This is a genomic window from Clostridioides sp. ES-S-0001-03 (assembly GCF_020676075.1).
GTDB lineage: Bacteria > Bacillota > Clostridia > Peptostreptococcales > Peptostreptococcaceae > Clostridioides.
This window is the reverse complement of the sequence record NZ_JACVWJ010000002.1, coordinates 219,979-242,732: the sequence shown is the minus strand read 5'-3', so window position 1 is coordinate 242,732 and position 22,754 is coordinate 219,979. Positions and strand designations below refer to the sequence as shown.

General features: G+C 28.9%; 18 protein-coding genes and 1 other annotated feature. Of the genes, 1 reads left to right on the top strand and 17 read right to left on the bottom strand.

Annotation, left to right across the window (positions count from 1 at the left end; all coding sequences use genetic code 11):
• The first annotated feature begins 30 nt into the window (after positions 1-30).
• Positions 31-768: a metal-dependent hydrolase gene (locus IC174_RS04305; RefSeq protein WP_227434197.1), complete on the top strand. Its 738-nt coding sequence runs from the start codon at positions 31-33 to the stop codon at positions 766-768.
• A 120-nt stretch (positions 769-888) separates the two neighbouring features.
• Here IC174_RS04305 and IC174_RS04300 read toward each other — a convergent pair whose 3' ends face one another.
• From IC174_RS04300 to IC174_RS04220, 17 genes are all read right to left on the bottom strand, one after another.
• Positions 889-1,347, bottom strand: coding sequence for a Fur family transcriptional regulator (locus IC174_RS04300; protein ID WP_227434196.1), 459 nt, complete (start codon positions 1,345-1,347; stop codon positions 889-891).
• Positions 1,348-1,622: 275 nt separating this feature from the next.
• Positions 1,623-1,910, bottom strand: a complete 288-nt coding sequence (locus tag IC174_RS04295; RefSeq protein ID WP_009889069.1) for a DUF1292 domain-containing protein — start codon at positions 1,908-1,910, stop codon at positions 1,623-1,625.
• Between the two features lie 77 nt (positions 1,911-1,987).
• Positions 1,988-2,413 carry a Holliday junction resolvase RuvX gene (ruvX, locus tag IC174_RS04290; RefSeq protein ID WP_227434195.1) on the bottom strand — a complete coding sequence of 142 codons (426 nt, stop codon included), beginning with the start codon at positions 2,411-2,413 and terminating at the stop codon, positions 1,988-1,990.
• 151 nt (positions 2,414-2,564) lie between these two features.
• A complete protein-coding gene (locus tag IC174_RS04285; protein WP_227482243.1) occupies positions 2,565-4,736 on the bottom strand; it encodes a hypothetical protein in 2,172 nt (723 codons plus the stop codon).
• Positions 4,737-4,745: 9 nt separating this feature from the next.
• On the bottom strand, positions 4,746-5,003 hold the full coding sequence (locus IC174_RS04280; RefSeq protein WP_003419418.1) for an IreB family regulatory phosphoprotein: 258 nt from the start codon (positions 5,001-5,003) through the stop codon (positions 4,746-4,748).
• Between the two features lie 24 nt (positions 5,004-5,027).
• Positions 5,028-7,667 (bottom strand): alanine--tRNA ligase, encoded by a 2,640-nt coding sequence (alaS, locus tag IC174_RS04275; protein WP_227434193.1) that lies wholly within the window; start codon positions 7,665-7,667, stop codon positions 5,028-5,030.
• 67 nt (positions 7,668-7,734) lie between these two features.
• Positions 7,735-7,979, bottom strand: a binding site (T-box leader).
• A 141-nt stretch (positions 7,980-8,120) separates the two neighbouring features.
• Positions 8,121-9,200 carry a tRNA 2-thiouridine(34) synthase MnmA gene (gene mnmA, locus IC174_RS04270; RefSeq protein ID WP_227482242.1) on the bottom strand — a complete coding sequence of 360 codons (1,080 nt, stop codon included), beginning with the start codon at positions 9,198-9,200 and terminating at the stop codon, positions 8,121-8,123.
• Positions 9,201-9,342: 142 nt separating this feature from the next.
• Positions 9,343-12,186 (bottom strand): cell wall-binding repeat-containing protein, encoded by a 2,844-nt coding sequence (locus IC174_RS04265; RefSeq protein WP_227482241.1) that lies wholly within the window; start codon positions 12,184-12,186, stop codon positions 9,343-9,345.
• Between the two features lie 326 nt (positions 12,187-12,512).
• Complete coding sequence (gene nifU / locus IC174_RS04260; protein ID WP_227434190.1) at positions 12,513-12,953, bottom strand: Fe-S cluster assembly scaffold protein NifU; 441 nt, start codon at positions 12,951-12,953, stop codon at positions 12,513-12,515.
• A gap of 55 nt (positions 12,954-13,008) precedes the next feature.
• A complete protein-coding gene (gene nifS, locus IC174_RS04255; RefSeq protein ID WP_227434189.1) occupies positions 13,009-14,202 on the bottom strand; it encodes a cysteine desulfurase NifS in 1,194 nt (397 codons plus the stop codon).
• Positions 14,203-14,219: 17 nt separating this feature from the next.
• Entirely contained in the window at positions 14,220-14,669 is a 450-nt protein-coding gene (locus IC174_RS04250) for an RrF2 family transcriptional regulator (protein ID WP_227434188.1), read from the bottom strand.
• 109 nt (positions 14,670-14,778) lie between these two features.
• Positions 14,779-15,549: a GNAT family N-acetyltransferase gene (locus IC174_RS04245; RefSeq protein WP_227482240.1), complete on the bottom strand. Its 771-nt coding sequence runs from the start codon at positions 15,547-15,549 to the stop codon at positions 14,779-14,781.
• A 30-nt stretch (positions 15,550-15,579) separates the two neighbouring features.
• Positions 15,580-16,845, bottom strand: coding sequence for a replication-associated recombination protein A (locus tag IC174_RS04240; RefSeq protein ID WP_227482239.1), 1,266 nt, complete (start codon positions 16,843-16,845; stop codon positions 15,580-15,582).
• A gap of 114 nt (positions 16,846-16,959) precedes the next feature.
• Entirely contained in the window at positions 16,960-17,745 is a 786-nt protein-coding gene (gene codY / locus IC174_RS04235) for a GTP-sensing pleiotropic transcriptional regulator CodY (protein ID WP_227434185.1), read from the bottom strand.
• Between the two features lie 163 nt (positions 17,746-17,908).
• Positions 17,909-19,996, bottom strand: a complete 2,088-nt coding sequence (gene topA / locus IC174_RS04230; protein WP_227434184.1) for a type I DNA topoisomerase — start codon at positions 19,994-19,996, stop codon at positions 17,909-17,911.
• A 32-nt stretch (positions 19,997-20,028) separates the two neighbouring features.
• Entirely contained in the window at positions 20,029-21,129 is a 1,101-nt protein-coding gene (gene dprA / locus IC174_RS04225) for a DNA-processing protein DprA (RefSeq protein ID WP_227434183.1), read from the bottom strand.
• Between the two features lie 18 nt (positions 21,130-21,147).
• The gene (locus IC174_RS04220) at positions 21,148-22,731 is read right to left on the bottom strand and encodes a YifB family Mg chelatase-like AAA ATPase (RefSeq protein WP_227482238.1); all 1,584 of its coding nucleotides are present in this window, start codon (positions 22,729-22,731) and stop codon (positions 21,148-21,150) included.
• Positions 22,732-22,754: the final 23 nt, after the last annotated feature.

Here is a 22,754-nt window from a genome sequence, read left to right as displayed (position 1 = left end):
GATTTAATATCTGATATTTTAGGAGGATTTATGCGTGGTAAAACTCATTGTGCAATAGGAATTTTAACAGCTATCCAGACATCTTTAATTTTTACAATTCCTATATCTCTAGTAGATATTTTAGTTTCAGCTACTTTTGCAGTACTGCCCGATTTGGATAAATCTAATTCTATGGTCTCAAATTTCATTCTAAAAAACAATATATCCAAATACATATATAGAATTTTTATATACGCTATTAATATTATTATTTTCTTTATTTCAATAAATATAAATGATAATTTTTATTTAAGTGCAATAATTACATTTGTTGCAATTATAATTATTGAGGCAAAACTAACCCATACATTTCTGAGAAAAATCTTTCTATCATTAATATTTATACTATTAGCTATATGCTTATACATCGTAGAAGTTGAAATATATTTTATAATTTTTTGTCTAATGTTGTCAATTTTTCCCTGGCTAAAGCACAGAAGCTTTTCTCATAGTATATTTGCAACCATCATAATATATTTTTTACTAAAACAAATAGAATTAATCACTAGTATTAATAATTTATCTTTTTATGGAACACTTGGCTATGCAAGCCATATGTTTTTAGGGGATTTATTTACAAAACAAGGAATACCACTTTTTTATCCACTAAGTGAAAAAAAGATTTCCTTAGGATTTTTAACAGTTGGAGGACCATTTAGTAATTTTATAGAAAAATCATTTATTTTCATACTTATAGGATTAATTATATTTTCAATATTAAAATTATAAAAAGCTTTAAAGCTATTTATATTTATACTATATATTTAAATTTATAATAAAAAATGGAAGAATAGCATAGAATATAAAAGTTCTATACTATTCTTCCATCAACATTAAATTACAGAAGAATTATTCTTCTGAATCACTTATTTTATTGCACTCATCACATAATCCATAAAATTTAACATCATGATCAAGTATTTTAAATTTGTACAATGATTGTATTTCTTTTTCTATATTGTCTAAAAGGTCTTCTTTAGCTTCCATTATCTTTCCACAATTTTTACAAATAAGATGATGATGATTATGACAGTCTTCTTTATGTAGACTAATCTCATATCTTATACACCCATCATCTAAGTTTAGTTTTGATATTAATCCTATTTCGTCTAATAACTGCATTGTTCTGTATACAGTAGCTAGACCTATTTCAGGACAGTCAACCCTAACTAAATCATAGATTTCTTCACTACTTAAATGTGAATGGTCATGTTGAAGCAATATCTCAACTATTGCTCTTCTTTGTGGCGTAATCTTAAAACCAGTTTCTTTTAACTTGTCTTTTAATAAATCCATTGTGTTTGCCATAACATCACCCTTACTATTTTCAATTGATAATCTTTATTAAATAATATTGTAATTGATAATTCTTTTTTTGTCAAGACATTTGAAAAAATTTAATTTCTTCTCATAATATAAATATATACCCATAAAAGATATATTATTCACCAAAATCTATAAATTTTTTAATAAAAAATAAAAAAACAGATATATACTATAAATACTTTTTACAATTAATAATTCTTAATTAAAGTAAATACAGTAAAATACCTGATTTTTTATATACAAACTTAATTATTTACCTAGTTAAGTCCATTTGATTCATCTTCGTCGTAATTTAAACCTTCTTCTTCCATTATAGCAGTATATACAGCTACAACAGTTTCATACTCTTCATCACTTTCTAAAGGTATTAGTATTTCTCCTTCTTCATCTTCATCAATTCTAAATATTAAAGCTTCTTCAGCCTCTTCATCATCTAAAGGCATTAATATTGCATATTCTTTTCCTTCTGCTTCTAATGTTAATATTATTTCAAATTGGCTTTCTACACCATTTTCATCAATTAAATTTATTATATTTTCTTCCATAATGTCATTCACCTCAAATTTATTTTTATTTTTATTATTTATATTATATATCATAAGTATTCAATTTTATAGTTCTTTTATGAATTTATTTTAAAATCTAAATATCCTTGTAAAATTATTACTGCTGCCAACATATCTATAACCTTTTTTCTTTTTTGTCTACTAACATCCGCTTCTAACAAAGATCTCTCTGCCGCTACTGTAGAAAGTCTCTCATCCCAAAACTCTACATCAATTCCTGTTTCTTCTTTTAATAATTCACAAAACTTAATTACCTTTTCTCCTTGTGGTCCTAAAGTACCATTCATATTTTTTGGTAATCCTGACACAATTTTATTTACTTGTTTTTCTTTTATTATAGCTTTTAATTCTTCAATATCCTTCTTCTTGCCAACTCTTCTTACCGTTTTTATCCCTTGTGCAGTTAATCCCATTAAATCACTTACAGCAACTCCAATAGTTTTATCTCCAACATCAAGACCCATTATTCTTCCATCTAACATATTTTCTCCTTTTATTTACCTTATTTTATAAAACATATACATTTCATTAATTACAAAAATTGCAATATGAATTTTTGATGTAAGCTGTTTGGTTTACATTAATAATCATATTGCAACTTTTTATTCAAAGCATATATACATTAAAAAATTTTTAGTTATTTTTTTCAAATATTATCATGTTTATGCTTATTATTATAAGTGGTATAAGTATATATATAGATGCTGTAGATGCAGCAACTATACCAGAGTCATTAACTAAAAGAGTAATTATACAACCAACCATAGATGCAATGAATCCTTTAAACAAAATCGGAAAATTATTCATTATCTTTCTAAAGTGTCTAGATGGTTTAAATATAAGTACTGCAATCACAGCAATTCCCACAAGTAAAATATTTACCCATACACTTGTCTGTGCTAATTGCATATTCATTTGAATTTTTCTTCCAAATGTCTGCAATATCTCTCCTGGTCCATTTAAGAAAATTCTTTGTACAAACATTCCTAAGTGAGATTCACTACCTGAGATTATATCTAGAGCTGCAAATGCACAAACAACAACCACAGCTGAAATAGCTAATAGTGCAACTTTTTTAATGTCTAGTTTAACATCATATATAAGCATTATAAACAACAAATATGCTACACATTCTGATATTGCTCCACCAACATTTGCCCCCATAGAAGGATATGCGCTAGTTATAAGTATTATTAATGAAAATATTACAACAAGTGGCTTAGAAACCTTCTTGTAATGTAATAAAACTGCTAAACCAAATACTGCACTTGCTATGGTTACACCTTCATACTCATTTCCTACACCATAGTATCTGGCACCAATAACAGCATCATAACTCATTATATTATTTTGCATTAAGTATGTTCCAAATACAGAATCTATGACTATTATTAAAATAGTCAGTGTTGCAAAAAATCCCATATGTTTTATATCATTGTCTTTAAATAACTTTCGACCTAATAAGTATAACACTAGTGTAGTTACAAAGATTCCCAAAGATATTGTAATTGGGGTCTTAAAATTCATCAAAGGAGCCAACATAAATGACAGAGGCATTATTATACCCAATTTTATAAACTCCTTAAGTACTTTGAATACACGCTCTTTATGTGGCATGTAATTTCTAAAGAATATTGCAAACATTGCAATCACCCAAGAGGCAGATATTACACCTACAAATCCATTTATGATACTTGACCTTATAGATGATATAGATACTATCTTTTTATAAAGTGATTTTAGGTAACTAGCATTATCTTCTTTGTCAACCAAAGTATAACTTCTACCCACCATTTCATCATTTTTAAGACCAAACTCATTTAATATGTCCACTCCAACATCTAAGTTTGCAACAATACCAGCTTTTCTTGTTGTAGCAGATTCCAATAGACCCTTTCCTTCTCCACTAAATTTTATTATTGGAGAAAGTCTTCTCTTATTTTTATAATCTAAATCACTTGGAAAAGCACTTGATACATAAACAGTATCATTTTCTCCAACCATAGAAAATACTTCTTTAAGGTATTTATCTATATTTTTTACAATATTTTTCTTCATTGCAGCATAAGTATTATCATTTAAATTCAATCTATACATATCTAATCTATATGTATCTCCAAGTTCTACAAATATAGCATCACTATTTTTATAAGACTTTTTAGTTTCATCTAATAACTTATCGTAGTCTGTAACTATTCCAAACGGCATCTTAGAATCTTTTTTGTTAATATCATCAATATTCCCAGAATCAATTCTTCCATATTGATCCATAGCAACTAAACATAAATTTCTATTTTTAACCAATTGGTTATTTTCAATTATATCAGCATTTCCAATTACGGATGTTTTTAGTCCATTTTCTGATAAAGTTTTTCCCAATGAACCTAAGGTTGCTCCATATTCTCCATACTCTAGATTTTCATTTATTGACCTATTAATACTTAAATTATTTATCTCTTTAGCTTTTTGACCTGTTGCAACTTCAAAAGTTTTAGCAGTATCTTGGTCTACTTTTTGAAAATTGATATAGTCTTCAGTAGTTACATCAGCTCTTACTCCTGCACCCATACTAGCATAAGACCTTCTATCATCAGTACCTTGATCCCCTCTTATATTCATAAGAGCTATATGACCTCTCTTTTCTAGCTCACTCTTTAAGATTGGAACCTTCAACATACTTCCAAGATTGGTCCTATTCATATCAATAAATATGACTTTGCCCTTTTCTTCAGCAGAACTGTAGCTAGCAGTTGATACAAAAATCATAATAACTACTGCCAACAATGACATAATCTTTTTTCTCATTTATTTGACCTACTTTCTATTCAGATAGTGCGTGATTACTTCTTCAAGTATCTCATCTCTTTCAAATTTTTTAATTATAGCTCTTGCATTTTTATGACTAGTTATATAACTAGAATCGCCAGAAAGGAGATACCCTATAATTTGATTTATAGGGTTATATCCTTTTTCAACTAGTGCTTTATATACAAAATCTATCGTATCTCCCACACTCATTCTATCTTCTGGTATTCCTTCAAATTTCATAGTGTAGTCTAAATCTTTTTCCAAACTAAAAACCTCCTTAAGTGAATGTTATTTAACTTGTGTCTTAATAACCTCACTTGCATAGCTTAGAGCTTGGTCAACCTTAGATATGTCACTAGCTCCTGCTTGTGCCATATTAGGTCTTCCTCCACCTTTTCCTCCAGCTATTTTTGCAACTTCTCTAACTATATTCCCTGAATGTATTCCTTTATCTAACACATCTTTAGTAGCAGTAACTACAAAGTTAACTTTATCATCTACTACATTTGCCAATACTACTACACCAGAGCCAAGCTTATCTCTTAAATTATCTGCTGTTTCTCTTAGTGTATCCATATCCATACCTTCAAATTTATTAGTTATTAAGTTAACTCCATTTACTTCAAGCTTAGAATCAAAAATAGAATCAGCTGATTGTAAACTCATTTTAGTCTTTATATCATGTAATTCTTTAGATAAATTTTTATTTTCTTCTAATAAAGAACTTATTCTTTGAATTAAATTATCTTCTTTAGATTTTAAATTTACACAAACTTCAGATATAATTCCTTCTTTTTCTTTTAAGTATTCATAAACAGCTTTTCCTGTTATTGCTTCTATTCTTCTTACTCCTGCTGCTACTCCACCTTCAGACAATATTTTAAACATTCCTATCTGAGAAGTATTTGTCAAGTGAGTTCCTCCACAAAGTTCTGTAGAATAATCTCCCATAGAAACTACTCTTACTTCATCACCATATTTTTCACCAAATAGTGCTGTAGCTCCTTTTTCTTTTGCCTCTTTTATATTCATAATATCACATTTTATGTCTAAAGATGATAAAATAACATTATTTACTTTTTCTTCTATAACTTTTAATTCTTCATTTGATATAGCTTCAAAGTGAGTAATATCAAATCTTAATCTATCTGGAGTAACTAAAGAACCAGCTTGATTAACATGCTCTCCTAATACTTCTTTTAGTGCTTTATGAAGTAAATGTGTAGCACTATGGTTTCTTGCAGCAGACATTCTAACATCTCTATCTACTAATGTCTTTACTTTATCTCCATTACTTATTTTTCCTGATTTTATTATACCTATATGTTTTATACTATTATTAGCACCTTTTTTAGTATTTAATACTTCCACTACTAAATTTTCGTTAGTTATTAATCCACAATCACCAACTTGTCCTCCACCTTCAGGATAGAAAGTAGTATTGTCTAGTACTATAGATACTTTATCACCTTCTTTTGCATTTTGAACTAATTCATCCTCTTTAACTATAGCTTCAATAATTCCTTCACCATATAATTCACTATATCCATTAAACATACTATCTATAGTAGACTCTAATTTTGATAGAGGGTCTTCCTTCCAACTTTCTCCATCCATATTTCCTCTAGCATTTCTAGCTCTTTCTTTTTGTTTTTCCATTTCTTCATTGAAAGACTCTTCATCTACAGATAAATGTTCTTCTTCCAAAATTTCTTTAGTTAAGTCTATAGGGAATCCATAAGTATCATACAGTTTAAAGGCTTCTTGACCACTTAAAACAGTTTTTCCTTCATTCTTTAATGCTTCTATATATGAGTTCAATATTTCTGTTCCTTGGTCTATAGTTTCATTGAATTTTTCTTCTTCTATTCCAACAACTTTTTTAATATAACTTTCTTTTTCAACTAAAACTGGATATGCTTTATCATTTACCTTTATAACTTCATCTATCAGTTTTTGTAAGAATAATTCTTTTACACCTAATAGTTTACCATGACGAGCAGCACGTCTAAGAAGTCTTCTAAGAACATAGCCTCTTCCCTCATTTGATGGAAGTACTCCATCACTAACTAAGAATGTCACAGCTCTTATATGGTCAGTTATTATTCTTATTGATATATCATTTTTTGGATTTACTCCATATTTTACTCCTGTTAACTTTTCAACTGCTTCCAATATAGACTTAATAGTATCTACTTCAAAGATAGTGTCCACACCTTGCATGATACATCCCATTCTTTCAAGGCCCATACCTGTATCTATATTTTTACTTTCTAATAAACTGTAGTTTCCTTCTTCATCTCTATCAAACTGAGTAAATACATGGTTCCAGAATTCTAGGTATCTGTCACAGTCACAGCCTGGTTTACAGTCTGGATTATCACATCCATATTCTTCTCCTCTATCAAAATATATTTCTGAACAAGGACCACAAGGACCTGTACCTATCTCCCAGAAGTTATCATCTTTACCAAGTCTAACCATTCTTTCTTCTGGAAAATTCATTTCTTTTGCCCATATATCATAAGAATCGTCATCTTCTTCATATACAGTTACCCATATTTTATCTTCTGGGATACTTAGCCATTCTGTGACAAATTCCCATCCCCATTTAATTGATTCTCTTTTAAAGTAATCTCCAAATGAGAAGTTACCCATCATTTCAAAAAAAGTGGCATGTCTTGCAGTTATACCTACATTTTCTATATCTCCAGTTCTTATACATTTTTGAGATGTACACATTCTTAAACTTGGAGGTACTTCTACACCTGAAAAATAATTTTTTAAAGGTGCCATACCTGAGTTTATAAGCAATAAACTCTTGTCATTGTTTGGTACTAAAGAATAGCTATCTGCTACATAGTGACCTTTTGACTCAAAAAATTCTAAAAACTTACTTCTTATCTCGTTTAGTCCCATCTTTTCCATATTATGTTCCTCCTAATAAATTATATTTTTTCGTTTAAATAAAAAACCTCGTCCCTATAAATAAATTTATAGGGGCGAGGACAATCGCGGTACCACCCTAATTATCATAAAAAATTATGATATCTTCGGAAAACCTTAGCTATAACGTAACTACCGTCAATCTCTACTTAAATCTACCTTGTTAATTCAAAGTACATTGTTCAAAATTGCTACTAAAAGGCTGCTTCAAATATTTTATTCTAAGGGCTTTCAGCATGTTCCCTCTCTCTGTAAGACATCAAATACTTTACTATTCCTTATCACTGTATTTGTTTTTAATTAATATAATAATTATATTACTAAATTTTACAAAATTAATCAATACTATATTTTCATATACAATAAATTTATTTTATAAACTTTGTTTTAGATTTATAGACTATATTACTTATTTTATAAGTTTCTTAGATATTTTTATAAACTTTTCTCTATTATTCCTCCGCCTACTACAATATCTCCATCGTACATTACAACAGATTGACCTTTTGTAATAGCTCTTTGAGCTTCATCAAATACTATTTTAATAGTATTTTCTCCAACATTATAAATAGTAGCTGGTGATGGTTTTGCAGAGTATCTTATTTTTGCTTGAACTCTTAATGGCTCTTCTAGTTTGTCTATTGATATAAAGTTAACATCTTTTGCAATAAGTTCTTTTTTAAATAATTCTTCGTTGTCTCCAAGGACAATAGTATTATTTATTGGATTTATATCTACTACAAACATTGGTTTGCCAAAAGTAATTCCAAGACCTTTTCTTTGTCCTATTGTATAGTATAGTATCCCTTTATGTTTTCCAAGTACATTTCCTTTAGTATCTACAAAAAAACCTTCTTCAATACGCTTTTCAGAATGTTTTTTTACATAATTTGCATAGTCATTATCTTTAACAAAACAAATTTCTTGACTATCGGGTTTATTATGGACTGCCATTCCCATTTCTTTAGCAATTTCTCTTACTCTATCCTTTTCATAATCACCTATTGGTAGTAGTGTATGTTTTAATTGTTCTTGTGTAAGATTATAAAGTGCATAAGTCTGGTCTTTTTTATCTGTAACAGATTTTTTTAATAAATATCTTCCTGTATCTTCATCTTTTTCTATTTTTGCATAGTGACCTGTAGCCACATAATCACATCCTATTTGTCTAGCTCTTTTATAAAAATCGTCAAATTTTATATGTTTATTACAAGCTATACAAGGATTAGGAGTTTTTCCTTCTAAATATTCATCTATAAAATAATCTATTACTTTTTCTTTAAATACTTCTCTAAAATTAAGAACATAAAATGGTATTCCTATTTTATTTGCTACTCTTCTAGCATCTTCAACTGCTGATAAAGAGCAACAACCACCTTCATTTTCAACTTCGTCATCGTCTTGCCATAATTTCATAGTAACACCAATGACGTCGTATCCTTGCTGTTTTAAAAGATATGCAGCTACAGAACTATCTACTCCTCCACTCATACCTATCATTACTTTTTTATTCATAAACAAATTTCACCTCATCTTTTGCATTACTTATTATTATACCATATAGAGCAAGCATTGTATTTATTTAAAATATAGCTTGCTCTATTTTCTAAAAAAAATAATATTATTAGGTAATTTTAAAAGATTTAAGGGTAATTTTTTATTTATTAACTACCACTACTGACGCTGTTGTTTCTGTTATTATATTATTAGAATTACTAACATCAACTAGTTCTATTTTCACCTTATAAGTACCTTCTTTATTTCCAACTAGATAAACTTCTGTTGTTGCACCTTGCAATGGAAAACCTTCCTTTGGTCCCCATCCTGTGTTTACTATGTTAAACCAGTTCCCATTGCTATCCTTAGCAATTAGTTGTATTCCATCTAAGTCTGCTGAACCTTCTTCTGGACTTATTTGAACTCTTACATTATTATAATCATTTTTGCCTTTATTTAGTGTAATCTTTACAGGCGTTCTACCATCTACACTTTCAAACTTAGGTATACTGCCATTTTCATCCTCATCTATTTTATTTTCTTCCGTTATATTAGCTATATCATTATTTTCATTTATAGTTATAGAAGCTTTACCCCAAGTAGCAGTTTTTGAATCTTGTGATAATGTACAATCTCCATATCCATTAATAATCACTTTATCTTTATCATAGTTGTCAGTTTTTATTGGAGTATATTCACTTATATTGCAATCACCTGTTAAATCTAGTCTTGCATTAGTTTCATTTACAATTCCATCATCTTTTACATATTCTACATTAACTCCATACCATCCGTTTCCACTTGTTACAAGATTTGAAGCTATTACTGATGAACCATTTACTATTAAACCTGCCCCCTTATTATTATTTAAAGTTACATTGTTTAATTCAACATTTCGTGATAAATAAACATGCATTCCTGATTTATTTAATTTGTCTGAATCTAAACCTGTTACTTTTAGATTGTTTATTTTTACACCATCTTTTCTGTCTATTGTTACTATATTTTCGTACCCTGGTTTAGTATCAGTAAATTCTACAGCTTTTTTCAATTCAGCATTATTAATACCATTTATAACTATTTTTTTATCTATAACAACTGGCTTTTTAACATCTATTTGTCCACTTATTTCCCACACTTGACCATCTTCTTGTAAAGCAAGTGCTTCTTCTAATGTATCAGTATCAGTAATCTTTATTGTCTCCACTTTAGCAGGTTCAGCTACCGTTACTGTAATAGTTGGAAGTGATACTCCTTCTGATAGCTTATATCCACTTGATAGACTTGCACTAAATATATACTTTCCTGCTACTTGGCTAGCATATTCTGGTGTACTTTTCCAAGTTACACCTACTTTTGTATTAGCCACTCCAGACACAGTTGCTGATAACTCTTTTGGTAAGTTTAACTTACTTAATTCCGTTCCATTTTCTACATTTTGTACTTTTATTGAATTATCAAGTGCTGTTATTGATGTTATCAATTTATCTTTTACAGATGAACCACCACTTGAACTTCCTCCACTTGATGAAGAGCCTCCAGATGAACTTCCACCTGGTTTAGTGCCATCTACACTTGGAGTCTGAGAACCTTCTACTTTGTCAGTTATTGTTCCTTCATTTTTTATATTTGTTCCTGTAGCATCATTTTTTATGTTTGTTATTTTTCCGTTGTTTTTAACTACAACATTGCTAGAATTATTTTGTATTTCTACTTTTTCTATTTTTGCTCCACTTTCATTTATTATTGTTCCACCTTTACTATCCTTAACCAAAACTTTATTTATTGTACCTTTATTTACTATATCTGCATTTGGAGCAGTTACTACTATCGTACCTGTATATGTACCATTTAAATTTACAGAAATTGAATTATTAGTACTCAATGATAAATCATTTGACATAGTTCCTGATGGCTTAATATTTATAACATCATTTGCATCAGCTTTATCTAAAGCTATTTTTAACTCTTCTATATTTTTAACTTCATATGTTGTTGTAGATTGTGATTTTTTTATCTCAGAAAAAGCATTCTCATTGCCTGAACCACCAACCTGTGTAACTGTTTTTAAGCTTTTAGTATTTAATACTTTTTCTTGTTCTTTATTTAATTTATTTCCAACTAAAACTACTGGTGAATTATTTTTTGCTGCCAATGAACCTACTGCTAATGAATCTATAAGATCTCCTTGTTTATTCATACCATCTTTTGTTATATATGCATTTTTCAACTCTTTTGAACCATATAATCCACTTATAACAGCCGCATTAGTTTCATTTCTATCTTTTCCTGATAATCTTTTAGGACTAGGTAAAGTGCTTTTTGTAGCTTCTGAAATCGACTGCACTCCTCCTATTACATAAGATGTTTTTATACCTTTATCTTTTATAAATTGATTTGATTGTTTTATTCCATCTTCTGGACTAGAAAGAATTATTGGCATTTTATTTTGAGCAGCCGCAGCTCCTACACTTACTGCGTCAGCAAGACCTTTTTCTCCATTAACTACAACTATCTCTGAAATATTACTACTTGTTTTTCTTACAAGAGACTCATCTAATTTTTTAGCTATTTCTAAAGAAGTTTGATATCTATCATTTCCTGAGATTCTTTCTGTATCAATTTTTAATGATTTTAATTGTGTCTCTACCTCTGAACCTAAAGTTTTTGTCCCGCCTATTAAATATACTTTTTCTGCTTTTAACCTTATTATTTCTGCTTTAGTTCTATCATCTAATTTATTGTTTTGTGTCAAAAGAATTGGTGCATTCTTAGAACCAGCAAAAGGAGTTGCAGTCAATGCGTCTACTATAGTATTATCATTAACTAATATCACATTTTTAGATGTATCCCATCCTTTTTTACTTATTTGTATGGCAGTTTCCCATCTACCTGAACCTTTAAGTGTATCACTGTTTGTTTGAGCACTTGATATGCCTGTTGTCGCACTGCTAACTACTAATGATATAGTAAGTATTGCTGCTATCCTCTTTGGTATTTTCATAACTGTTCCCCCTAATATTGTATTTAGTTGAAATGTGCCTTTTTAAAGAAAATAGCATTTTTAAGTAAAAATTTCTGAAAATATATTTTTATATGAAATCCTCGTAAACGATTGATTTGCTGAGATTTTTTATATTTTTTAATGTTTAAATATTATGGATGTGTATATTTTTTTATTATTTGATTAATTTCCAAAACGGGCTAGAATGGCAGTTTTAACAATAAAAAATAGCCGTTTTCTTTAAAACGGCTATTTTTCATCTTACTATACCATTATACACTTTTTTAAAATGATTTTAAACTTTTTTTAGAAAATTATTCCTTATTTTATTCTTCTTCCTCAATATCATGGTCATGAGCATCATCTATAACATATCCATCTAATTCTGGTATATGGATATTATTCTTTTTAGCATAGTCTATAAGTGCTGCTTTTACAGCTTGTTCTGCTAAAACTGAACAGTGCATTTTTACTGGTGGTAAACCATCCAAAGCTTCAGCAACAGCTTTATTTGTAAGGTCTAATGCATCTTTTATAGTCTTTCCTTTTATCATTTCAGTTGCCATAGAAGAACTTGCTATAGCTGAACCACAGCCAAATGTTTTAAACTTAACATCTTTTATTATGTCTCCTTCTATGTCTAAAAATATCTTCATTATATCTCCACATGTAGGATTTCCAACTTCACCTACACCACTTGCACCTTCAATTTCTCCCATATTTCTTGGGTTCATAAAATGTTCCATAACTTTATCACTATATTGCATTATTTTTTCCTCCTACATTAATTTATGCCTATTTTTTATGTCTTATCTATTTTGTCTATTTTACTAATCCTTGTTTCTTTGCATCATCGTAAAGTGGTGACATACTTCTAAGTCTTTCTATAACTTTTGGTAAATTTTCTAATATATAATCTATATCATCATCCGTTGTAAAATCTCCAACTGTAAGTCTCAATGAACCATGTGCTATTTCATGTGGTAAACCTATTGCAAGTAATACATGTGAAGGGTCTAATGAACCAGAAGTACATGCAGAACCACTTGAACCAGCAATTCCTAACATATCTAATAGTAAAAGTATTCCTTCACCTTCTATAAATTGGAATGCAAAGTTTGCATTTCCTGGTAATCTATTTTCTAAACTACCATTTATTCTCGTATAAGGTATTCTTTCTAAAACACCATCTATTAACTTATTTCTAAGACGAGTTAAAGTCTCAACATGGTTTTGCATATTTGCTTTAGCTAATTCTGCTGCTTTTCCATATCCAACTATTGCAGGTATATTTTCTGTACCTGCTCTTTTGCTTTTTTCTTGTGCTCCACCATGGACAAAGTTATGAAGTCTTACACCTTTTCTTATGTATAAAGCTCCAACACCTTTTGGTCCATATATTTTATGTGAAGACATACTCATTAAATCTATTTCTAATTCTTTAACATCTACTGGAATATTACCTGAAGCTTGTACTGCATCAGTATGGAATAATATACTGTGTTTTTTAGCTATTTCAGATATTTCTTTAATAGGTTGTATAGTTCCTATTTCATTATTTGCAAACATTATACTTATTAGTATAGTAGTATCTTTTATTGAATCTTCTAATTGTTTTAAATCAATTTTTCCTTCGCTATCAACATCTAAATAAGTTATTTCAAATCCATGATGTTTTTCTAAGTATTCACATGTATGAAGTATTGCATGGTGTTCTATTTTTGAAGTTATTATATGATTACCTTTATTTTTATTAGCATAAGCTACACCCTCTAATGTCCAGTTATCACTTTCTGAACCACCTGCTGTAAAATATATTTCACTAGGTTCAGCATTTATAAGGGCTGCTACTTGTTCTCTCGCTTTATCTAAAGCATCTTTTGCTTCTCTTCCGAATGTGTGAAAACTAGATGCATTGCCAAAATAATCTGTTAGGTATGGCATCATTGCATCTAATACTTCTTTTTTAACAGGTGTTGTTGCAGAATAATCCATATACAATCTTCTTTTTTCCATTACATTCATCTCCAAATCTATTTTTTAGTTATATTTGTTATATCATTTTCTAATTTATTTTTGTTATAGTCATTTATCATATCTTTAAGAGTAATTGAATCTATAACATCTTCTATACCCTTTTTCATCTTTTCCCAAACTATTTTTGTTACACACATGTTTGAGTTTTCACAGACATCTTCATCTAGTACACAGTCAGATAATGCAACTGGACCTTCCAATACTACAAGTATATCTCCTACTGTTATGTCTTCAGCATTCTTTGAAAGCAAATATCCTCCTTGAGCACCTCTTACACTTTTTACTAGACCCGATTTTTTTAAAGATGAAAATATTTGTTCTAAGTACTGGTCCGATATTTTTTGCTTTTTAGCAATAAATTTTAATGACACTGGTCCATTATCTTGATTTAGTGCTAATTCAAACATTGCCTTTAGTCCATATCTACCTTTAGTAGACAACTTCATACATTATCACCTCTATATAGAAATCTAATTCATACTGTTTTAGTAGGAATTACTTTCAACATAATTTTATTATACCCTACTAATTTTGTCAAGATTAATTTTAATTTTTTTATTTTGAATAAATCCCCCATTTTCCAATGTTTTCAAATCCTAATTTTTTATATATCTTTCCAGCTTCTTCATTATCATAAAACAAACAAGGCATTTTATTCTCTCTTAAAAGTTCTGAACATAGTTTAATTAAACACTTTGTAGCAAGCCCTCTAGCTCTATATTTAGGATGTGTACCTACTCCAATTATCATTGCATGAGTCCTGTTTTCTGATGTACTTTTTGCCATTGATACTACTTCTTTGTTAATCTCTATACAATATCCTCTACCTGTTCTTAAACCATTTTTTAAACTATCTAAAGTTGTACTGTGGAATTCATCTATCAAATCATAAAGCCTAACTGTTTTCTTTAGATTTCCAAGTCTAATTCTCTTTACCTTTTCATTACAATGATTGTCAACTAAAAATTTTTTAGTTCGAAGCTTACAAAAATCAACTATTTTTAAATTATCAAGCCCTAATCGCTTTGCTAAAGCATCTACAGCACTTATTTTTCCAGAAATTTCTTCGTAATCAGTGTCACAAAGCAATTCATAAAAGCCTTCAACATCATACTCTCCATCTGAATAAAACATCATAAATTCAAAATATTTAAGTAGTACTGCTCTGATTTCACCATTTAAACCTATATCTGCCCATAAATTTAAAAAGTTATTTCCATATCCATATCTTTCAATATCCCCTATTATAAATAAATTGTACTCAGGTTCTTTTTTTAAATATTTCATAACTCTACTATGATAACTTGAGTTAAGCTTTATAACCATAATATCTACCCCCGATACATAAAATGCAACTTAAAAATCGCTATCCAAATATTCTAGATATTTCTTTATATTTTTTTCAGTTTTGTTTTCTTGTGGTATGTAGTAAATACTATCTTTTATGCTATCTGGCAAATACTGTTGTTTTACATAATGATTTTTAAAGTTATGAGGATATTTATATCCACATCCTCTACCTATATCTTTAGAACCAGAATAATGAGCATCTTTTATACTGTTTGGTATGTCTTTAACAAACTCTCTATCTAATTCATCTAATGCTTTCATTATTGCCATACATGCAGAATTAGATTTTGGTGATGTAGCTAAAAGAACAGTAGCTTCTGCTAATGGTATTTTTGCTTCAGGAAATCCAAGCTGCATAGCTGAATCTACACAGGCTTTTACAATAACAACTGCATTTGGATAAGCTAAACCTATATCTTCACTAGCTATTACTAAAAGTCTCCTACAGATACTTATTAAATCTCCACCTTTTATAAGTCTTGCTAAATAGTGTATGGATGCCTGCGGGTCACTTCCCCTTATAGATTTTTGAAATGCACTTAAAATATCATAATGACTATCACCATTTTTATCATAGTTTATAATTTTATTAAATGTAGATTTTTTTACTACATCTGAATCTATATAGATTATGTTATCTTTATTTGGTTTAGTTGAATAAACTACTAATTCTAAAGCATTTAAAGCCCTTCTCATATCTCCATCAGAGATAATAGCTATATCCTCAATAGCATCATTATTACATTCAATATCCATATAACTATTTTCATTTAAAACTTCAATTGCCCTTCTTAAGCCTTTTTCTATATCTAATTTTTCTAAAGGCTTAAATTCAAATATAGTCGCTCTACTTAGAAGAGCTTTATATACATAATGATATGGATTTTCTGTAGTACTAGCAATCAAAGTTATACTACCATTTTCCATAAATTCTAATATCGACTGCTGTTGTTTTTTATTAAAACTTTGTATCTCATCTATATATAGTAAAACCCCATTTATATTACTTATACTTCCAAGTTCTGCTATTACTTTTTTTATATCTTCTAGTGATGAATTAGTGGCATTTATTTTATAAAAATTTTTATTGCTTTTTTCTGCGACAATTTCTGCTACAGTAGTTTTTCCAACACCTGGTGGACCAAAAAATATCATATTTGGCAAAAAATTAGTCTGTAATATCTTAGACAGTATTTTTCCATTACCAATTATATGACTTTGACCTATTACATCATTCATTGTTTTTGGTCTTATTTTATCTGCTAAAGGCATATTCCCACTCCTATTCAAAAAAAATATTTCATGATTATTATCCCAATAATCCGTCTAAAAAAGGTATCTATTTGAAATAGATACCTTTTCTAATCACAATCTATAAAATTTAGATTATTGATTGTTTTTTAATTTTTTTAATTCATCTGTAAGTTTATCATTAAGTATTCTTATATGAGTTCCTTTCATACCTAATGATCTTGATTCTATCACACCTGCACTTTCAAATTTTCTAAGTGCATTTACTATAACTGACCTAGTTATACCAACTCTATCAGCTATTTTACTTGCTACAAGTAAGCCTTCTTTACCGTCTAATTCAGCAAAAATATGTTCAACTGCTTCAAGCTCGGAGTAGGACAGAGTGCCTATTGCCATTTGAACTACAGCTTTTTTTCTCATTTCTTCTTCTAATTCTTCACCTATTGCTCTTAATATCTCAAGACCAACAACAGTTGCACTGTATTCAGCTATCACTAAATCATCATCATTAAATGACATTGAATATCTTGAAAGTACTAATGTTCCAAGTCTTTGTCCACTTCCTAATATTGGTACTACAGTAGTATATTTTTGTAATCTTCCTTGTTCTTCAGGGAAAATCTCTAATATCTTCTCACCATTTAAGTTTTCTAGTGTCTCATCAATTTTTAATAAGTTTTGAGTATATTCTTCTGAGAATTTTTTTTGCTTAGTATATTCGTCTTCTATAACTGAGCTATCTTCAATATCATTTAAATGAAGCCCTAGAACTTTACCTTTTGCACTTACTACATAAACATTAGAATTTAATACATCTCCTAATGCTCCGGCCAGTAAATCAAAAGAGACACTGCTTCCACCACTTGTTTGTAATGTTTTATTTATTTTTCTTGTTTTTTGTAATACTTCACTTGCCATTTAATCATCTCCTCATGAAATTTAGGCCTTTTAATAACCTTTATATTTTCTAATATTATTCTCACTTTTAATGAAAATTTATTTTTATATTAGTTGTTCACACTTGAAAGATTATCATAGTTTGGAACCTTTTTCAAGATAATTATGTGATTTTTTTCAATTTTCACTCTTTTCCGTCATTATGCTCTTTTGACTCTTTGTTACATTCTTTATTGGAGCATACTGTTTTCGTTTCAGATTTAGTCACTTTTTCAACCATATATGAACCACACTTTTCACAAAACTCTCCTGTTGGCTTATTCCAAGCTACAAAGTCACAGTTTGGATAATTAGAACATCCATAAAAAGCTTTCCCTCTTTTGGATTTTCTAAGGATAATTTCTCCTTCTTCACATTTTGGACATTTAACACCAATTTTATTCATAATTGGTCTAGTCGTTTTGCAATCAGGATAGTTTTTACAAGCCATAAACTTTCCAAACCTACCATATTTTATAACCATATTAGAGCCACAGTTTTCACAGATTTCATCAGTTTCTTCATCCATATTTATTTTTTCTATATTCTCAAGTGCTTCTTCAATGGCTTCTTTAAGTGGTGCATATGCTTCAGATACAATTTCTTTCCAATCTGTATTTCCCTCTTCTATGACATCAAGCTTACTTTCCATATCAGCAGTAAAATCTACATCTATAAATTTATGAAAATTATTTTCTAAAATATCAGTAACTATTATTCCAAGTTCTGTTGGACATAGACTTGTGCCTTGCTTTTCAACATATTCTCTATTTAATATAGTAGCTATTGTTGGAGCATACGTACTTGGTCTACCAATTCCCAGTTCTTCCAATGTTTTTACCAAACTGGCTTCTGTATATCTTGCTGGTGGTTGTGTAAAATGTTGGTCTGGCAATATATTTTCTATACTTAATATATCTCCTTTTTCTATACTTGGTAGAATCTTATCTTCTCTTTCTGAAAAATTGTATACCTTAGTATATCCATCAAATTTCATTTTTGAACCAGTGGCTTTAAATACAATATCTCCAGCCTTACATTCTACATTTAGTATATCGAATACTGAATCCTCCATTTGACTTGCTATAAATCTTCTCCAAATTAAATTATACAGCTTATATTGGTCTTTACTCAATGAAGCTTTTATGCTATCAGGAGTTCTATCAACGGAAGTTGGTCTTATTGCCTCATGTGCATCTTGAACCTTTTTAGTGTCTGGTTTTTCTTTTTTTTCTACAGGGTTTTTATAATAATTTTCACCTAAGTCACTTATTATATAATTCTTAGCTTTTTCTTTTGCTTCATCAGATATTCTCTTAGAATCAGTTCTTATATATGATATAAGACCAACAGTGCCTTCACCTTCTATATCTATACCTTCATATAGTTCTTGCGCTATCATCATTGTTTTTTTAGTAGTAAAAAACAACTTATTTGCACCTTCTTGTTGAAGCATACTTGTTGTAAATGGTTTTGGAGCTGATTTACGTCTTGATTTAGATTCTATCTTTTCAACTTTTAAATCCTTTCCTTCCATTTCTTTTAGTATTTCATTAACAGCATCTTCATTTTCTAATTCAATTTTTTCATCGTTCTTGCCATAAAATTTTAAAGTTATATCTTTATCTTTTGCTGTCTTTGCTTCAACATCTATTGTCCAATATTCTTTTGGAATAAACGCTTTTATCTCTTTTTCTCTATCACAAATTAATTTTGTTGTTACTGATTGTACTCTACCTGCACTAAGACCTTTTCTAACCTTTTGCCATAATATAGGGCTTATTTGATATCCTAAAAGTCTATCCAATACTCTTCTAGCTTGTTGTGCATCTACTAAGTTTATATCAATATTTCTAGGATGCTTAATTGCTTTTTTAATTGCATCTTTAGTTATTTCATTAAACTCAATTCTACAATCATCAGATTCATCTAAATTTAGTATATGAGCTAAATGCCATGATATAGCTTCACCTTCTCTATCAGGGTCAGTTGCTAGATACACTTGTTTAGATTTTTTAGCTTCTTTTTTTAATTCCTTTATTACATCGCCTTTTCCTCGTATATTTATATATTGAGGTTCAAAATTGTTTTCTATATCTACACCTAATTTACTTTTAGGTAAATCTCTAACATGACCAACTGATGCTTTTACTGTATAATGACTTTTACCTAAAAATTTTTCTATGGTCTTAGCTTTTGCAGGCGATTCTACGATGACTAATGTTTTGGCCATAAAACCACACACCCCCACTACCTAATCTTAATTTATACATTTAAACTGTACGTTTTATTATTCATCTCTATTACTAACTCATTTAGTACTAATTCATTGATTATTGAATTTACATACTTTATTTCTATACCAGTATAATCACAAATACTATCTATATGCAAGCTTCCTTCTCTTTTTATAGCTTCAATTATTTGCTTAGACTTGGCATTTAAACTTATATTATCATATTTTTGATTTATTTTTTTATTGATAATATTAAATATGTTATACTCATTCAAAATATCATCTATATTTTCAATTAATTTCGCACCTTCTTTTATAATTTTATGACATCCTCTACTCATTTGAGAATTTATATTACCAGGTACTGCAAAAACATTTTTTCCATGTTCAAGAGCAAACTCTACTGTTATTAATGCACCACTTCGTATTGCTGCTTCTACAACCACTACTCCATCACTTAATCCACTAATAATTCTATTTCTATTAGAAAAATGATATGGAGCTACTGTTGAGTTAATATTATACTCTGATAATAATAGTCCCCCATTTTCTAATATTTTATTTGATAAATGTAAATTTTGTTTTGGAAGAGGGTTGTCTACTCCTGAACCAAGAACCGCTATAGTCTTAGATTTTCCATTCATACAACCTATATGTGAATATGCATCTATTCCTATGGCTAATCCACTTACTATATTAACTCCATATTGAGACAATTGACAACTCATTGTTTTTGCACAATTAATTCCATAAGCTGTAGGCTTTCTTGAACCTACTATAGCTATATTGAAATTATTATTAACTAAACTTATGTCACCTTTGTAAAATAATAACTTTGGAGCATTATATATATTCTTCAAATTTTCAGGATATTCTTCGTCATATTGGCAAATATATTTAATTGTTTTTTTGTAAAGTAGTTCTTTTATATTTTCTAAATAAGCGTGACCTCTATATTTTACTATATTTTTTCTAATATTCAAGCTTATATTTTTTAAATTATATATTTCTTTTTCAGAAAAATCAAATATATCTTCAATATTTACTATATTATTTTCTATTATTTCAATTGTTTTTGTTGTTATTCCACTAATTGATTTTAACCATAAATAGATATCTTTTTTCTCCATAAAATACACCTCAAAAACTTATTTAAAATAGCTATAATAAGCTCTTCTAAATGAAAAAGCTTCTATAATACACTGTGAATTTATCAACTCTATTCCTTCTAAATCAGCTATTGTTCTTGCCATCTTTAAAAGTTTTGTATAACTTCTACTACTTAAGTTATATTTATTAAATATTACTTTAGCCATTTTTGAAGCTTCTTTTTCTAATTTACAATATTTTAATAAATTAGAAGCCTTAATTTCACTATTATTTTTTATATTATCTTCTTTAAATCTATTTATTTGTATTTTTCTAGCATTTTCTACTCTCGTCTTTATTTTTTGAGAACTTTCTTCTTGTTTTGATGAATTTAAATCATCATATTTTACAGTATTTACTTCTACAAAAATATCAAACCTATCTAATAATGGTCCTGATATTTTATTTATGTATTTATTAATTTCATTACTCCTACATCTACACTCTGTATTTGACATATAATAACCACATGGACATGGATTCATAGCTGCAATTAGTAATACTCTACAGGGATATTTTGTACTATACTTTACTCTAGATATATTTACATACCCATCTTCTATAGGTTGTCTCAAAGTCTCAAGTATTTTCCTATCAAATTCAGCGATTTCATCTAAAAACAAAATCCCCCTATGTGCTAGTGCTACTTCTCCAGGTCTTGCATCTGTTCCTCCACCAATTAAAGACTGCTTTGTAGTTGTATGATGAGGCGCTCTAAAAGGTCTCTTATCGATTATGCCTTTATTTTCATCTATCATACCCAATACACTATAAACCTTACTTACTTCTATCATCTCTTCTATACTTATATCTGGCAAAATTGTTATTACTCGTTTTGCAATCATTGTTTTACCTGAACCTGGAGGCCCAATCATAAGCATATTATGATTTCCAGCAGCGGCTATCTCTGCGCTTCTCTTTATAAAATAATTTCCTCTAACATCCTTAAAATCTTCATCATGTTTGCTTTCTTTTGTATCATAAAACTCAGGATATTTACAATATGTATAATTCCCATTTGTTTCTATTTCTTCATTTAAAAAAGACATTATTTTTTCTTTATCGACTTTTATTTCTCCATTTAAAAACCCTATACATTCTTTTAAACTTTTAATAGGTATTATATCAATTTCTTCTATAAATAAACTTTCTCTTATATTGTCAACTGGTATAAAAATACGCTTTATATTTTGGGTTTTTGCACCTATAATTATTGGTAATATCCCTCTTACTTTTCTTATTTTTCCATCTAGTGATAATTCTCCTATAAACATACTTTCTCTTATATAATTTTCATCTTTTTCTATTAACCCTCTTAAAAGACCTATACTTATTGATAAATCTAAAAAAGCACCTTCTTTTTTTATATCTGCTGGTGATAAATTTACAACAATTCTTGTATTTGGAAATTTATATCCACTATTTATAATAGCTGATTTAACTCTCTCTCTCGCCTCTTTAATTTCCTTACTTGGAAGACCGACAATATTAAAGCTAGGTATACCATTACTTGTATCCACCTCAACCTTTACTAGAAAACTTTCAATTCCTATTAAATTACTTGAGTTAATAATACTTAACATATAATAATCCTTTCCAAACCTTT

Coding starts and splice junctions, on each gene's coding strand:
- IC174_RS04305 (WP_227434197.1), top strand. CDS start 31: ATGCGTGGTAAAACTCATTGTGCAATAGGAATTTTAACAGCTATCCAG.
- IC174_RS04300 (WP_227434196.1), bottom strand. CDS start 1,347: ATGGCAAACACAATGGATTTATTAAAAGACAAGTTAAAAGAAACTGGT.
- IC174_RS04295 (WP_009889069.1), bottom strand. CDS start 1,910: ATGGAAGAAAATATAATAAATTTAATTGATGAAAATGGTGTAGAAAGC.
- ruvX (WP_227434195.1), bottom strand. CDS start 2,413: ATGTTAGATGGAAGAATAATGGGTCTTGATGTTGGAGATAAAACTATT.
- IC174_RS04285 (WP_227482243.1), bottom strand. CDS start 4,736: ATGAGAAAAAAGATTATGTCATTGTTGGCAGTAGTTATTATGATTTTT.
- alaS (WP_227434193.1), bottom strand. CDS start 7,667: ATGGAAAAGATGGGACTAAACGAGATAAGAAGTAAGTTTTTAGAATTT.
- mnmA (WP_227482242.1), bottom strand. CDS start 9,200: ATGAATAAAAAAGTAATGATAGGTATGAGTGGAGGAGTAGATAGTTCT.
- IC174_RS04265 (WP_227482241.1), bottom strand. CDS start 12,186: ATGAAAATACCAAAGAGGATAGCAGCAATACTTACTATATCATTAGTA.
- nifU (WP_227434190.1), bottom strand. CDS start 12,953: ATGCAATATAGTGATAAAGTTATGGAACATTTTATGAACCCAAGAAAT.
- nifS (WP_227434189.1), bottom strand. CDS start 14,202: ATGGAAAAAAGAAGATTGTATATGGATTATTCTGCAACAACACCTGTT.
- IC174_RS04250 (WP_227434188.1), bottom strand. CDS start 14,669: ATGAAGTTGTCTACTAAAGGTAGATATGGACTAAAGGCAATGTTTGAA.
- IC174_RS04245 (WP_227482240.1), bottom strand. CDS start 15,549: ATGGTTATAAAGCTTAACTCAAGTTATCATAGTAGAGTTATGAAATAT.
- IC174_RS04240 (WP_227482239.1), bottom strand. CDS start 16,845: ATGCCTTTAGCAGATAAAATAAGACCAAAAACAATGAATGATGTAATA.
- codY (WP_227434185.1), bottom strand. CDS start 17,745: ATGGCAAGTGAAGTATTACAAAAAACAAGAAAAATAAATAAAACATTA.
- topA (WP_227434184.1), bottom strand. CDS start 19,996: ATGGCCAAAACATTAGTCATCGTAGAATCGCCTGCAAAAGCTAAGACC.
- dprA (WP_227434183.1), bottom strand. CDS start 21,129: ATGGAGAAAAAAGATATCTATTTATGGTTAAAATCAATTAGTGGAATA.
- IC174_RS04220 (WP_227482238.1), bottom strand. CDS start 22,731: ATGTTAAGTATTATTAACTCAAGTAATTTAATAGGAATTGAAAGTTTT.